Here is a 13,678-nt window from a genome sequence, read left to right as displayed (position 1 = left end):
CAAGCCAATTAAGCAGGTCGTTACTGCACTTTAAGGCGCATCGCTAGCGGCATTCAAGCGGGGTTAGTCAATCAGCTAAAAATAATATAAATAATAATAAGTGACACACAAACATAATAGTAGTATTCTAGTATAAAGGACAAAGCTGGAATGTGCGGAGTATTGACGTATTTTCCGCCAAATAAGAAGATAGGCGCAAATTTAACAATGAAAATTTTTTTATTCGTCACAAATATTTCATATAATCGGGTTACCGTAGACAGTACAAGCTCGATTGGATTTAATGTGGTCGGACTAAATATGCAGAAAGCTTAGTGAGGTGATTTTGATGCGACTCAAGGATTTGACAGGTGAGACTTTTAGCCGTTTGACTGTGCTCGAACGGGCTGAAAGTGCACCTAATGGTAATGCACGGTGGTTGTGTCAGTGTTCATGTGGTCGACAGGTAGTTGTCGATAGTTATCGGTTACGGAAAGGAATTACGAAAAGCTGTGGTTGTTTACGCGCGGATGTCAGTCGGAAGAATATTTTCGAGAATCCCCAAACACGTAAAAACATGGGACGGAGTGATAACTTACCGCTATATCAAGGAACTTCAGTCGATCGATTGAAGCCGAATAGCCGTAACCGGAGTGGCGTCATTGGGGTATCCTTTGACCGTTGCTCACAAAAATGGGTGGCCCGGTTAATGTATCGTGGTCGGTTAGTATTAAATCAACAATTTGCAGATATGGACGATGCAATTATGGCGCGCAAGCAAGCTGAACAACGCTATGTGATGCCCGTATTGAAAGAATATGAAGAATCAAGTACGGACTAGGCGCGTACATACATTTAAGCACTCCGAATAATCGGGGTGTTTTTTTGTTGGCTGAGCATGAGTCGAATTCGGGCAATCTTTAAGAGTGATCGTTCGGCAATCGAATAATTACCCAGATTATTTCCCGGGAAATAAGAAAGTTAACTTTACGATTGTGGTCGTACTGGAGTCAGATGTAAGGCCTCGATTAGCTTAATTGCTTAGGTCGTTAGGACACTAAGCGAAGAAGGTAGGTTAAGCAATCAACTGGCGTGATCACGCAAGCAGGAAATATGCACTGAAGTTAAACCACGAATTAGTGTCGTCAGGTCAGGACATTACGCCAATCTACCACTCATCTTCGTGGATACTTAATTAGCTTAACGAGCGAGAATGACTGTTGTCGCAGCATTTCAAACCATTAAGCTAAAATAGCAGAAAAATTGACTCGCCAGTCATTGACTTGTGAGTCAATAGTGCGTATGATAGCGGCAACAATACAACCGAGTTGCTTGTTGATGAGCTCGGATGATGGGAGTGAGTGGTATGGCTAATGAACCAGTTTTAAAAATTACCCATTTACAGAAACGGTTTGGCAAGTTCAATGCGTTAGCTGATATTGATTTTGAAGTTGGGCCGGGGGAAGTGTTTGGTTTTATTGGCCCGAACGGTGCGGGAAAGTCGACGACGATTCGGGTATTACTGGGGATTTTACGGGCGACTAGTGGTCATGCGCTGATTTTTGGCCAAGATGTCTGGCGAGAGAGCGTTGCGATTCACAAGCGGCTGGCGTACGTTCCTGGTGATGTTTATTTATGGCCGAACCTAAGCGGTGGTGAAATCATTGACCTGTTCTTGAAGCTGAACGGTGGGCAGCATACCGCGAAGACGGATGCGCTGATTGATAAATTTGAATTGGATCCGCGTAAAAAAGCGCGCACCTATTCTAAAGGCAATCGGCAAAAAGTGGCCTTGATTGCGGCCTTTTCGACAGATGCGGACTTTTATATCTTTGACGAGCCGACCTCCGGATTAGATCCATTGAATGAACAGACGTTTCAAAACGAGGTCCTGGCATTAAAGCAACAAGGGAAAAGCGTCTTGCTGTCGAGTCATATCCTGTCGGAGGTTGAAAAAATGTGTGACCGGATTGCGATTATTCGTGAAGGACGAATCGTTGAGACGGGGACCTTGGCCGAAATGCGCCATTTAACTCGGACAACGGTGGACGTTCAGACACAAGAGGCCTTGACCGATTTGGCAACATTACCGGGCGTTCATGGCGTCACTGCGCGGCACGGCAAAAATCACGTCAGTCTGGCAGTCGATGCGGACCAACTGAGTGTCGTCATGCAATATTTAACGCAGCGGCAACTGTTAACGTTGACCACGACACCGCCGACTCTCGAAGACTTGTTCATGCGCTACTACACCGCTGATGAACCACATGATGACGGGAAGTGATTCGGATGAAGGGGCAATTAGGTGCACAGACGGGGACACTGATCCGTTTTAATCTAAAACGAGATTGGAAGAAGAACTTGATTTGGATTGCGGTAATGACCAGCTTATTCGCGGTGATTGCGGCTAAATTTGACGGAATTTATGGGACTCAGGCCGCCTTAAATGAAATTGTCAAAACCCTTAAGATGCCGGCGATGGTCGCCTTATTTGGCGCTTTTACCGCAAAGGCACCGTATACGACAGCCAAGGTGTTTGCGACTGAAATGGTCGTTTTTATGGCGCTGTTCATGGTGATTATGAATATCATGATTGCGGTCGCTGCGACCCGCACTGACGAGGATGACGGCCGATTAGAATTGATTCGAGCACACGCGGTCGGTCGCCTCGCGCCGCTGTTCGCGGTTGCGACAGAACTGACCATCTTAAATGGCTTTGTTGGCGTGCTCTTTGGATTAGGCCTGCAAGTGGCACAATTGCCTGGTGCAACGACGACCGGCAATTGGCTGATTGGTCTGGGCTTAGGCACGCTAGGCTGGGCGTTTGGCATGCTGACGCTCTTGCTTGCTCAGGTCACAACCAGTGCTAGTGGGACCACGATGCTTAGTTACGTGGTTCTTGGCGGTATGTATATTGCGCGAATGGGAACGGACGTCAGCCACCCCCGCCTCACTTGGTGGATTCCCTTTGGCTGGATTGAAAAAATGGACGTGTATCAGACGGCTCGCTGGCTACCGGTCGGTTTGTACGGGCTGATGGGTCTAGTGTGCTTAGCCGTGGCACTAGGATTGAGTGCCCAACGTGATGTGGGTGCCGGATTGATTAGCCCGCGTCGTGGCCGGCGTCAGGCGAGCTTATGGCTGCGAGGACCGGCGACGTTATTATGGCGGCAATCACGGGGCATGATGATTGCCTGGCTGCTCGGTAATTTCATTTTAGGGGCGTCCTACGCGTCAATTTTTAACACGATTGGTGACTTAGCGAAAAGCAACCCGATGATCAAGCAGTTGCTGGGGACTTCCGCACTGGCTGCGGCCAATCGGACGGTCGTTAAAAATTTCATTGCCGTGTTAGCGGTCGTGATGGTGATTGTGGCGCTAATTCCAGCCGTGCAGTTGATGCTGAAGCTGGTGGGCGATGAGCAAAAAGGGGTTCTGCATCAAGTTTATGCGACCGCAACGTCTCGTTGGCACGTGTGGATCAGTTATACCGGCTGGGCGCTGGTCCTTGGCAGCGGCGTGCTACTTTCAGGCTTGGCCGGGATGTACTTGATGGGGACAATTAGCATGACCGACCCGATTCGCTGGTCAACTTATTGGCAGATTTTCTGTGCCTATGTTCCGGCAATGTTGGTCATGATTGCGGCTGCTAGTGCCTTGGCTGGTTGGCTGCCCAAATGGCGCGTGGTCGCCTGGGCGTGGGTTGGTTATGCGTTTTTCTCGCTTTATCTGGGTAACTTAATCGATTTGCCACGGTGGGCGCGGCGGTTGACGCCAATCGGGTTTGTCAATAAGGTTCCGATTAAAGCAATCGATTGGACCACGAGTGGCTGGTGCTTGGCAATCGCTGTGCTAATATTAATCATAGCGGCGTTTGGCTATCGGCGTCGGGACCTCGCGCAATAGGTCGCTGGCAACCCGACCAACGCCAGACATTTGATGACAATGATTAATACGGTGACAACTAGCGACAACAATGGATGAAAGGATGATTGGTAGATGGCAAACAAGCAAACAGTTCCCAAGGATCCAAAAAAGGTGGCGCGGATGATGCAAGCGGCGATGCATGAGTTTGCTGCGCGGGGCTATCAGGATGCCAAAACGGATGCCATCGCCAGTGCTGCGGCTGTCTCCAAAGGGCTCCTGTTTCATTACTATGGCAGCAAACAGGGGCTCTACTTCGCAACCGTCCAGCTGGCGACTGAGACAATTATTGCGACGATCAATCGCCAATCCTATGCCGTACCCGATGACCTGGTGACGTTGATGGCTCGCAGCGCACAATATAAGGCTGATTTCGGCCGAACTCATCCAGATGAGATGAAGGTCATGATTGAAGCTTACGGTGCCTTGGAACGGTTACCGGTGAAATTACAAGCACAGATGAAAGGCTTGTATGCCAAAGCAATGACGATGACTCAGGACATGATTGGTCAGGTCTTGGATAAAATGAAACTGCGTCCAGAGATTGATCGTGAAGCAACGATTGCGTTAATTATGGGCGTTTATAATCAAATTTTTACGGAATTTCAAGCCTATATGCGAAAACAACCAAATGTGCAGTCGATGGATGATGCCGCGTGGGTCGTTCAACGGGCTCAAACCTATATGACGATTTTGGAGCATGGCTTCGTTGCCCCTTAGTGCGCAAAGTCGCATGTATTGATGTTACATTGCCCTTCTGAAAGACTGTAGGAGGCAAACTACTGAAGCTTGCCACTTACCATCACGATGCATTCAAAAAGTAATTGCCGGCATGGATCAGGCAGTTGCTTTTTTGATTTTACAGCTAGCTTGCACTGAATGGTGCGGGTCAACGTGTGAAACGAGCGTCGCTGACAGGATTATTCGTTTGCGCGCTAAAAATGTGGTAAGTTAGACTTATTAAGTAACGGATGAAGCGAGGGATCAAGATGGAATTACATTTATCAGCACGGCAGATGGCGCTGTGGCAAACCTTACAAGCATTAGCGCGTGAGCAACTGATGGGCATGACCATGCAATTGGAAACGACTGGGACGGTCGATCCCGCGCTGTTAGCGACACTGACCGAGCAGTTGGCTTTAAGTGATGGGTTAGCGGATGAACGCTTGACGCAACGGGTGCTGGCATTATTGGTCTTAGCGCAGAACTCCGCTGGATTAGCGAGCCAATTCGCTGCTCGCTGGCAAGTTGAAGATGCCGTGGCAACGTTTGGGACGCCCCAGCAGCGGCAACAGTATTTAACACCGCAAACGACCTTTGGCTTAGCCGCGCTACCGTTGCGCGTGACTGATAGTTCTACGGTCAAAGCCACGCCAGTAACGGCTGGTTGGCAATTAACCGGAACGGTCAAGGCTGTGTTGAACGCTGGTCAGGCGACCGACTACCTAGTGTTAGCCCAGACGCCACCGGATGCGGCCGGCGCGTTCCTGATCAAGGCCGACCAAGCGGGGGTTGAGATTGGCAATCCGGTCCCGTTACTCGGACTACGCGGTTTATCGGTGGCTGACTTAAAACTCACCGCCGTTCCGGCAACGGCGGCCAATCAACTCGGTCAGCTCGGTCGGGGCCAACGCGTCTTACAGCGATCCCAAGCCGTTGGGCAACTATTTGCGGCAACGGTGACGGCCGGCGTCTGGCAACACGCGACGGATCAAGTGCGACAATTGGCCTTGGCTGAACAACCGCCTTTAACGACGCTGGCACCGGCCTTAGCATTGACTGCCAGCTTGGAGACGAGTGTCTTTAATGCGGCTCAACAGGCGGATGATGACCGCGGCTTTACGGATGCCGCCCAATTAGCCGCACTGTTTGCGAGTCAACAAGCCTTGGCGCCCTTTGAACCATTAATGCCGCTGATTGGCGATTTAGCCTACACGCAACAATCACCATTGGTCGCTTTGCGTAACGATTTGGCAACCCTGCCACTACTGGTGGGAACGGCCGGTCAACTTGCCACGACTTACGCGACGACCAACTTTAATGATGATGCGGCCTTAAGTGTCGGGCACGAATCCGCAACGGCGCCGGAACACCTAGTTGTCGCGGATTTACATCGGGTCGTCAAGCGGCTGAAATTAACGCAAGATGTGCCAGTCAATGTCGGAAGCATTGCGACTGCCAAACGAATCATTGCACTCGGACGGGGCGCCATGACACCGGCTGTTTTATTGCAGGCGCAACAATTAGCCAAGTGGATTGGGGCAGCGATTGCTGTCACGCAGCCATTGACCGCTATGGAACAGTTTAGTGTTGAGCAACAAATCGGTGGTAGCGCGGTCACAGTCGCGCCTGAAGTCCTGATTAATGTGGGCGTGTCCGGTGATGATGATTACCTAGCCGGCATGTCCGGCGCGCAACACGTCTTGTCTGTGAATTCAGACGAACAGGCGCCCATCTTCAATCATTCCCAACAAATCTTTATCGGTGCGGCGGATGAATTTTTGGATGGGATGGTTGCGGCGTTGAATTAGTTGCATGTTAAAACTGGCGGCCTGTTACCGGTTTTGGCAGACAGGTGGTAGCGCTTCGGAATGGATGCTGCGGTCGAACAGGGGCTACGCTGGCGAATAGAATAATGAAGCACACGAATAATTAAAACACCCAGTCGTCTCGCGAATTTTGCTTGAAAAATTCCTGAAACGACTGGGTATTTTGATCTGGTGCGGCGCTTGAGAGCTAATCTTGACTGGGCGTCATCATTAAATTCAATAAATAATTAATGACCACTGTCACGGGTTGTCAGTTTGGTCAGAATCGGGACCTTAAAGACCGCAATCAAAATGGCCGTGTAGCAAACGTAGGTCACGATTTCTTGAATAAGGCGGGTCGTCAGCAGTACGGACCACGGCGTCATGTACATGATGTGTAGCCACAGACTGTTCATGAAGAGGTTGAGGATGAAGACCACGATAAAGTTCGCCGTTAAAATCCGCGGCAGGTTCGTTTGTTGTTGGAAGGCGAGACCAAAAACCAGTCCGGTCAAAAAGGCCGTTAAGATAAAGCCGGGAAAAAACGTGAATTTTGGAAACAACAACATGCCTAATAGATTGGCAAAGGCCGCACTGCCTGCGGTGACGAGTGGTGAGAATAGCCGTGCGGTCAACGCGATGATGATAAAAGTAAACGAGATTTTAGTGAGTAACAGTTGGATGGTCAGCAAGCTACCCAAAACGACCTGCATAGCAACCAACATCCCCAGCAGTGGTAGCCGCTTGGCGGTAAGTGATGGTGTCATGATGAAAGCCCCCTAAGTGTGTGTTGTTAGTATTTTAGTGTATGGCGCTCAAAAATACTAGGGGCCGAAAATAGCAGTAATACTCAGCATTAAAAAATTAATCCCGTGAAACGCTACATCCAAGCTCATAGCGTTTCAGGGGATAGTGGTGGACAGTTGATTTCAGTTCTGTTGGACAGGGCGCGCACTTATCGATACAATGTTGATAAAACAAGCATGGAGGCGTCTATAAGTGGCATACATCACCAAGAAAAAGATTGCTAAGTCATTTCACGATGTCGTACTTGCGAAGGGCTTTAGCCGGACATCAGTGACGGCCATTATGGATGCAGCCCATTTTCGGCGGCAGACATTTTATGATTATTTTCAAGATAAATATGAGTTATTAACCTGGTTTATTGATGATACATTGGCCGAGACCGTTGAACATAACTTGAACTACTTGCCGTGGCCAGACATTATCAAGCTAGTCTGTTATGAACTGGATGCGAATCGGCGGTTTTATGCCGAGTGTATCAATACCCAGCACGAAATCGACGTGACCGCGTTAGTTGGCCATCACTTAGTCGTCTTGTTGACTGAGCTGACACAGACGGATGAACCGGAGATGGCGGCCTTGATCTGGTTACTGTGTTTAGGCATCGCGCAATCGCTGACGCATAATATTGTTGCCAATCATCCAGAAGACTATGAGGTCTTGTCGCAAGATGCGATTGCGGCCATTAAGATGACGTTGGCAATTTTGAATTAGTTGGGCCAAGCGGCAGTTGTGACCGGCTTCTGGAGTGCGGGCAGCCAGCTCGGATGCGCAAGTTTTAATAAGGTCAACGATAATCCGTGCATCCCGTTAGAAGTCAAGAAGGTCCCGACTTTATTGAAGTCAACGGTGACGGCATCTAAGTCGAGCAGCTCATGGACGTCGTTGTTGAAGACCATCAGTTCTAAGGGCGTCGTCCCACCGAGTGAGTTCACCATCACAGCGTAGTGGTCACCAGCATGCCAGCGGAAGTTGAGCCGCAACTTGCTGACCAGTTCTTGCGCGAGCCGTTCTGAAGACTGAAAAGGTTCGCGCCGATACCCAGGTTCGCCGTGAATGCCGACGCCGTAGTAGATTTCGTCGGGTTGTAAGCTAAACGAGGTCGCGGTTTGCCCCGGAATCTGCGCACCACTAGCAGCAACGCCAATCGTATGAATATTGTCGTTGAGGGATGCCGACAAATCAGTGAGTTCGGCGATCGACGTGCCCCGTGCTGCGGCTGCTCCGAGAATTTTATGAATTAACACAGTACCGGCAACCCCTCTGCGTCGTTGTTTGAGGGATGCATTGTCAACTGAAATATCATCGGCGACGATACAGTGCCCAACTTGCCAGCCTTCAGCGGTCAGTTGGGCTTCTGCCGTTGTAAAGGCGGCGACATCGGCAGGAAAGTTTTTGATGATAAAAAAGGCTTCATGATTCTTAGTGACTTGCTTGGTCACTTTGATGATTTCTTGCGGTGTCGGTGGCTGGAAGACTTGGCCCATGACGGCGGCACTTAACATACCAGTGCCAACGTAGCCCCAGTGAGCCGGGTCGTGGCCACTACCCCCACCAGCGATCAACGGCACTTGGTCGTCGCGAAAATTTCGGTCGTAGCAGCCCAGCGTGCCAGGAACCCATTGTAAATTTGGATAAGCTCGCTGAATGCCTTGAATCGCCTGATTCAGGGCATTTTGAGGTTCGTTGATGATTTGCATAATGCCACCTTCTTAGTCGTTAGTTTGATATAATTATACCGCATTCGAAAACAGTCTCGGTCGGCAAGTGACGGACAGAACCTGGAAAGTGTCCATTTATTTTGAAAGCGGATTCATATAGAATGAACGTGTAAATGATAGAAGGGACGGGTTGAGGTATGAAGAAAATTATTAATGATCCAAAAAACGTGGTTGAAGAGATGGTCGATGGTTTGGTACGGTCCTACCCGCAGTATTTGACGAAATTACCAGATACTGAAGCGATGGTTCGTAGCGACCAAGCCTCGATGAAAGGTAAGGTCGGTCTTGTAAGTGGTGGGGGCAGTGGTCACGAACCCGCCCACGCCGGTTTTGTTGGCCAAGGTATGTTAAGTGCCGCGGTCGCCGGTCAAGTCTTCACCTCACCAACGCCGGATCAGATTTACGCGGCAATCAAAGCCGTTGACCAGGGGAAAGGCGTTTTTCTCGTCATCAAAAACTATTCCGGTGATGTAATGAACTTCGACATGGCCAAGGATATGGCCGAGTTGGATGACATTCAAGTGAAATCGATCGTGGTCGATGACGATATTGCGGTCAAGGATAGCTTGTATACGCAAGGCCGGCGCGGTGTTGCGGGAACCGTTTTGATGCATAAGATTCTCGGTGCCGCGGCAGATCAAGGGGCGAGTCTCGATGAGCTTGAAACGCTAGCCAACCAGGTCATGCCACAGCTCAAAACGATTGCGGTCGCGTTATCCGCTGCTACGGTCCCAGAAGTCGGCAAGCCAGGCTTTGAATTGGCGGACGATGAGATTGAATTTGGCGTCGGCATTCATAGTGAACCCGGTTATCGACGTGAAAAAATCAAGCCATCCAAGGCGTTAGTCCAAGAATTGTTAGGTAAGCTAGATGACGAACTCAAGTTGCAAGCTGACCATCAATACGCGGTACTCGTTAATGGGATGGGCGCAACGCCACTCATGGACCAGTACGTGTTCTGCCATGACTTATTGGATGAATTAGCTGCCCGTGACATCGAACCGGCGTTTATGAAAGTCGGCAATTACATGACGTCAATCGATATGGCGGGGATTTCACTGACACTGCTAGATATGACGACGACTAACTGGCTCGATTACTTACAATACCCAGTTAAAACGATTGCTTGGTCATAAGAGGAGGACGTAAAAATGTTAACAGTTGAAAATACGACGGCATGGCTGAATCAATTTGCCGCCCAAATTGAACAACACCAATCTTACTTAAGTGAATTGGACACCCCCATCGGTGACGGCGACCATGGTGGTAACATGGCGCGGGGCTTAGCAGCCGTCAAGACTGCACTAGCCACGCAACCCGCAGATTTGACGAAGCTGTTTCAAGCGACCGCCATGGCGCTAATCAGCAAAGTGGGTGGTGCTTCAGGCCCCTTATACGGGACGGCCTTCTTAGAGATGGCAAAACAGAGTAAGACCGATACGGACCTCGGCACCTTGCTGGCCGCCGCATTAGCCGGAATTGAAAAACGCGGTGGTGCGACGACTGGCGACAAAACCTTGATTGACGTGTGGGCCCCCGTCGTTGCCGCTGTTCAAGCTGGCAAATTGACGCAGACCGTTATCGACGATGCGGTTGCCAGCACGAAGCCGATGGTTGCCAAAAAAGGGCGGGCGTCCTATTTAGGCGAACGTTCTGCCGGCCATCTGGATCCAGGGGCCGTCTCTAGTGGTTACTTGTTTACGACCTTATTAGCAACGGAGGGGATTTTATGAGTCTAGGAATTGTTGTTGTTTCCCACGTCCCTGAAATCGCAGCTGGCGTTCAACGACTACTCGCGCAAGTGGCGAAGGATGTCTCCATCACGATTGCTGGTGGGACGGATGAGGATCAAGTCGGGACGAGCATGGCGAAGATCACGGAGGCCTTTGAAGCCAATACGGCGGATGAACTGTTAGCGTTCTATGACCTTGGGAGTGCCAAAATGAATCTGGAAATGGCGATTGAAATGAGCACCAAGCCGGTTCACTTGTATGACACCGCCCTAGTCGAGAGTGCCTACACCGCGGCTTCGTTGTTGCAAGCGGACGTACCGTTGGCGGATGTGGAAGCGCAGTTGGCGCCGTTGAAAATTAAGTAGGGTATAGCCCAAGATATGAATTTTGATTCTGCTGTGTGAAATTCGTTGATTCGGCACGAAAACTAACAGTATTGTAGACTGCGATGATTACAAGTCGCAGTTTTTTTATTGAAAATATAGTTCAAAAAAATGTAAGCTATTGCAATTATTTTGTAAGCGCTATATATTCAACTTATCTAGTTATCATGGTATCGAATTTGAATGTTCTAGAATATTAACATGTTGACCTGATCTTAACTGACAGTCTGATTACTTGGAGGTTACTTAAAAATGAAAGTTAGCGGTAACGTTATTCAGAAGGGCAATGCTCGATTTACAGTTTTAACGCCTAAGCTGATCCGAATGGAGTATTCATCTACGGGTGTTTTTGAAAATAAGTATACACAAATGGTCCAGAACAGGACTTTTACGAAACCAAAGTTCGATGTTTTTGAAGATAGGCAAGGACATACGCTAGAAGTGCAAACGACAGGATTTCATTTGTATTATGATGGTGGAGAATTCAACTCAGGAAGTCTATTTATTGATGCTGCAAATGACTACGGGACACATTACAGTCGTTGGTATTACGGGGAGCCAATTGAAAGTAATTTGAAAGGAACTGCCCGAACTCTAGACAGGGCAGACGGTGCGATTCCGTTAGCCGATGGGCTGATGTCTAAAGATGGATTTAGTCTTCTAGATGATTCACAGTCATTTATTTTAGAAGATGGCGAGTTTTCAGTGCGTCAGCATCAAGAGACAGATTTATATTATTTTGCATATGGACGAGATTATCGTCAAACGTTGAAAACCTATTACCAATTAACAGGATTTCCGCCACTGATTCCTCGTTATGCGCTTGGAAATTGGTGGAGTCGCTATTATCCATATACGCAATCGGAATATTTGGCACTCATGAAGCGGTTCGATGATAACGATGTGCCAATCTCTGTTTCTGTCTTTGACATGAATTGGCATACGACTGAAATTCCGGCAAAATACGGTAGTGGTTGGACTGGATACACATGGAATAAAGAATATTTTCCAAATCCGTCAAAAATGTTCGACGAGTTGCATCGTCAAGGACGAAAAGTAACGCTTAATGTTCATCCTGCTTCAGGTATAAGAGCGAGTGAGGCAGCCTTTCCAGCTGTGGCCCAAGCGCTCAATTTGGATACAAAAAATGAAGAACCGGCAATTTTCAATTTACAAAATTCTCAATTTAAGAGCGCTTATTTTAACTTAGTCCATCATCCCTTAGAGAAACAAGGAGTAGATTTTTGGTGGATTGATTGGCAACAAGGTGGTGCAAGGGGACAAAATAAAGTTGATCCACTTTGGTTATTGAATGCAGACCATTTTCAAGATAGTGAGTTGCGGCATCCAGGCGAAGGTTTGATTTTATCAAGATATGCAGGCCCTGGTAGTCATCGCTACCCCGTTGGATTTTCCGGAGATACTGTTGCATCATGGGAATCGCTGAAATTTCAACCATATTTTACATCGACCGCTAGCAATATCGGTTACACTTGGTGGAGCCATGACATTGGTGGGCATATGCGAGGAACTTACGACGGAGAACTGTCGTTGAGGTGGCTGCAGTTTGGTGTTTTTAGTCCGATTTTACGTCTGCATAGTTCAAATAATATATTTATGGGTAAAGAACCATGGAACTATGAACAGAGTATTAAACTAGCAATGGTCAAGCTATTGCAACTACGCCATAAACTTGTGCCATACTTAGATAGTGAAAACTATCGAACTCATGCTGAAGGATTGCCATTGATCCAACCAATGTATTATGGGCATCCAAATGATGAAATTACTTATCATGTTCCAAACGAATATCAATTTGGTAGTGAAATGGTTGTTGCACCAATTACAACGCCTACTGATTCGGAAACTGGGCTGGCAAGCACCAAGGTTTGGCTGCCAAAAGGAACTTGGTACGATATGGTCACTGGGTTAACGTATCATGGCGATCGTTTCTTTACAACGTATCGTGAAATGACCAATTATCCTGTATTCGTTCGGGCGGGTAGCATCATTCCTATGACTAAGAATTATATGAGCTCGCTGAATCAGTTGCCCCAAGAGATAGAATTAAAACTATTTACTGGGGAAGATGGTGAGTATGAGATGGTTGAGCACCAAGGAGAACAGGTGGCAAAAACTGTTTTTCAGTGGCATGAGAAGCAGCAACGACTGACAATAACAACGCTTGATGCACAAGATCTGGTTCCAGTGGATAGGCGGTACTCAGTGACGTTGATTGGCTCAGAAGGTAAGGTTGAAAGGCAAACTGCGACTGAAGTAGCATTTCAAGATTACCGGATTACTGATCAGTCTGAAAAAGTTGCTAGTTTAATTAAATCACGCTTACAATTTGCAAAAATTAGCTTTGAAGAAAAGCAATCAATCTGGAAAATGTTTATATCACGTAATCGTGGAGACCTACTTCAATTTCTAAGTACGATAGAAAATGATGAAATTAGGGGAATGATTACTGAACTAGTAGAGAAATAAAAGAGTTTCTAAGACGTCTCAGTTTCCTGGCTGTAAACCAGCGAATAACTGGACGTTTTTGTTTTTACTTGTGATAATTAACTAAACAAACGATATAGATTCATGAATATTTTTTT

12 protein-coding genes are annotated in these 13,678 nt (G+C 47.9%); 10 read left to right on the top strand and 2 right to left on the bottom strand.

The genetic code is table 11. The features are described from left to right. The first annotated feature begins 328 nt into the window (after positions 1-328). The 5 genes from KGF65_RS04570 (at position 329) to KGF65_RS04550 (ending at position 6,434) form a co-directional block, all read left to right on the top strand. Positions 329-820, top strand: a complete 492-nt coding sequence (locus KGF65_RS04570) for a hypothetical protein (protein WP_003637401.1) — start codon at positions 329-331, stop codon at positions 818-820. 525 nt (positions 821-1,345) lie between these two features. Then, the gene (locus KGF65_RS04565; protein WP_101872639.1) at positions 1,346-2,263 is read left to right on the top strand and encodes an ABC transporter ATP-binding protein; all 918 of its coding nucleotides are present in this window, start codon (positions 1,346-1,348) and stop codon (positions 2,261-2,263) included. 5 nt (positions 2,264-2,268) lie between these two features. Next, positions 2,269-3,885 carry an ABC transporter permease gene (locus KGF65_RS04560; protein ID WP_101872640.1) on the top strand — a complete coding sequence of 539 codons (1,617 nt, stop codon included), beginning with the start codon at positions 2,269-2,271 and terminating at the stop codon, positions 3,883-3,885. Positions 3,886-3,978: 93 nt separating this feature from the next. Next, complete coding sequence (locus tag KGF65_RS04555; RefSeq protein ID WP_088770258.1) at positions 3,979-4,623, top strand: TetR/AcrR family transcriptional regulator; 645 nt, start codon at positions 3,979-3,981, stop codon at positions 4,621-4,623. 269 nt (positions 4,624-4,892) lie between these two features. Then, complete coding sequence (locus KGF65_RS04550; RefSeq protein WP_101872641.1) at positions 4,893-6,434, top strand: FAD-binding protein; 1,542 nt, start codon at positions 4,893-4,895, stop codon at positions 6,432-6,434. A gap of 245 nt (positions 6,435-6,679) precedes the next feature. Here the strand turns inward: KGF65_RS04550 and KGF65_RS04545 are convergent, their stop codons facing one another. Further along, entirely contained in the window at positions 6,680-7,198 is a 519-nt protein-coding gene (locus tag KGF65_RS04545; protein WP_050337944.1) for a folate family ECF transporter S component, read from the bottom strand. 232 nt (positions 7,199-7,430) lie between these two features. On the opposite strand from KGF65_RS04545, the gene dhaS reads away from it, so the two are divergent. Continuing rightward, the gene (gene dhaS / locus KGF65_RS04540) at positions 7,431-7,949 is read left to right on the top strand and encodes a dihydroxyacetone kinase transcriptional activator DhaS (RefSeq protein ID WP_003637407.1); all 519 of its coding nucleotides are present in this window, start codon (positions 7,431-7,433) and stop codon (positions 7,947-7,949) included. Here dhaS and dhaQ read toward each other — a convergent pair. Continuing rightward, positions 7,946-8,935, bottom strand: coding sequence for a DhaKLM operon coactivator DhaQ (gene dhaQ, locus KGF65_RS04535; protein ID WP_101872642.1), 990 nt, complete (start codon positions 8,933-8,935; stop codon positions 7,946-7,948). The genes dhaS and dhaQ overlap by 4 nt on opposite strands. A gap of 158 nt (positions 8,936-9,093) precedes the next feature. Here dhaQ and dhaK point away from each other — a divergent pair, with 158 nt between their 5' ends. From dhaK to KGF65_RS04515, 4 genes are all read left to right on the top strand, one after another. Beyond that, positions 9,094-10,092 (top strand): dihydroxyacetone kinase subunit DhaK, encoded by a 999-nt coding sequence (gene dhaK / locus KGF65_RS04530; RefSeq protein WP_050337942.1) that lies wholly within the window; start codon positions 9,094-9,096, stop codon positions 10,090-10,092. A gap of 15 nt (positions 10,093-10,107) precedes the next feature. Then, a complete protein-coding gene (gene dhaL, locus KGF65_RS04525; RefSeq protein ID WP_050337941.1) occupies positions 10,108-10,689 on the top strand; it encodes a dihydroxyacetone kinase subunit DhaL in 582 nt (193 codons plus the stop codon). Further along, positions 10,686-11,054: a dihydroxyacetone kinase phosphoryl donor subunit DhaM gene (dhaM, locus tag KGF65_RS04520; protein WP_050337940.1), complete on the top strand. Its 369-nt coding sequence runs from the start codon at positions 10,686-10,688 to the stop codon at positions 11,052-11,054. The genes dhaL and dhaM overlap by 4 nt, the downstream gene beginning before the upstream one ends. A gap of 270 nt (positions 11,055-11,324) precedes the next feature. Then, positions 11,325-13,562 (top strand): glycoside hydrolase family 31 protein, encoded by a 2,238-nt coding sequence (locus tag KGF65_RS04515; protein ID WP_213472138.1) that lies wholly within the window; start codon positions 11,325-11,327, stop codon positions 13,560-13,562. Positions 13,563-13,678: the final 116 nt, after the last annotated feature.

Origin of the sequence: Lactiplantibacillus sp. 30.2.29 (assembly GCF_018991255.1) — a bacterium.
GTDB lineage: Bacteria > Bacillota > Bacilli > Lactobacillales > Lactobacillaceae > Lactiplantibacillus > Lactiplantibacillus pentosus.
The sequence above is the reverse complement of the archived record's forward strand: the minus strand, read 5'-3'. Positions and strand labels throughout refer to the sequence as shown.

Excerpts from the sequence above, each read along its gene's own strand:
- dhaM (WP_050337940.1), top strand. The coding sequence starts at position 10,686 with ATGAGTCTAGGAATTGTTGTTGTTTCCCACGTCCCTGAAATCGCAGCT.
- KGF65_RS04550 (WP_101872641.1), top strand. The coding sequence starts at position 4,893 with ATGGAATTACATTTATCAGCACGGCAGATGGCGCTGTGGCAAACCTTA.
- KGF65_RS04565 (WP_101872639.1), top strand. The coding sequence starts at position 1,346 with ATGGCTAATGAACCAGTTTTAAAAATTACCCATTTACAGAAACGGTTT.
- KGF65_RS04555 (WP_088770258.1), top strand. The coding sequence starts at position 3,979 with ATGGCAAACAAGCAAACAGTTCCCAAGGATCCAAAAAAGGTGGCGCGG.
- KGF65_RS04545 (WP_050337944.1), bottom strand. The coding sequence starts at position 7,198 with ATGACACCATCACTTACCGCCAAGCGGCTACCACTGCTGGGGATGTTG.
- KGF65_RS04560 (WP_101872640.1), top strand. The coding sequence starts at position 2,269 with ATGAAGGGGCAATTAGGTGCACAGACGGGGACACTGATCCGTTTTAAT.
- KGF65_RS04515 (WP_213472138.1), top strand. The coding sequence starts at position 11,325 with ATGAAAGTTAGCGGTAACGTTATTCAGAAGGGCAATGCTCGATTTACA.
- dhaQ (WP_101872642.1), bottom strand. The coding sequence starts at position 8,935 with ATGCAAATCATCAACGAACCTCAAAATGCCCTGAATCAGGCGATTCAA.
- dhaK (WP_050337942.1), top strand. The coding sequence starts at position 9,094 with ATGAAGAAAATTATTAATGATCCAAAAAACGTGGTTGAAGAGATGGTC.
- KGF65_RS04570 (WP_003637401.1), top strand. The coding sequence starts at position 329 with ATGCGACTCAAGGATTTGACAGGTGAGACTTTTAGCCGTTTGACTGTG.
- dhaL (WP_050337941.1), top strand. The coding sequence starts at position 10,108 with ATGTTAACAGTTGAAAATACGACGGCATGGCTGAATCAATTTGCCGCC.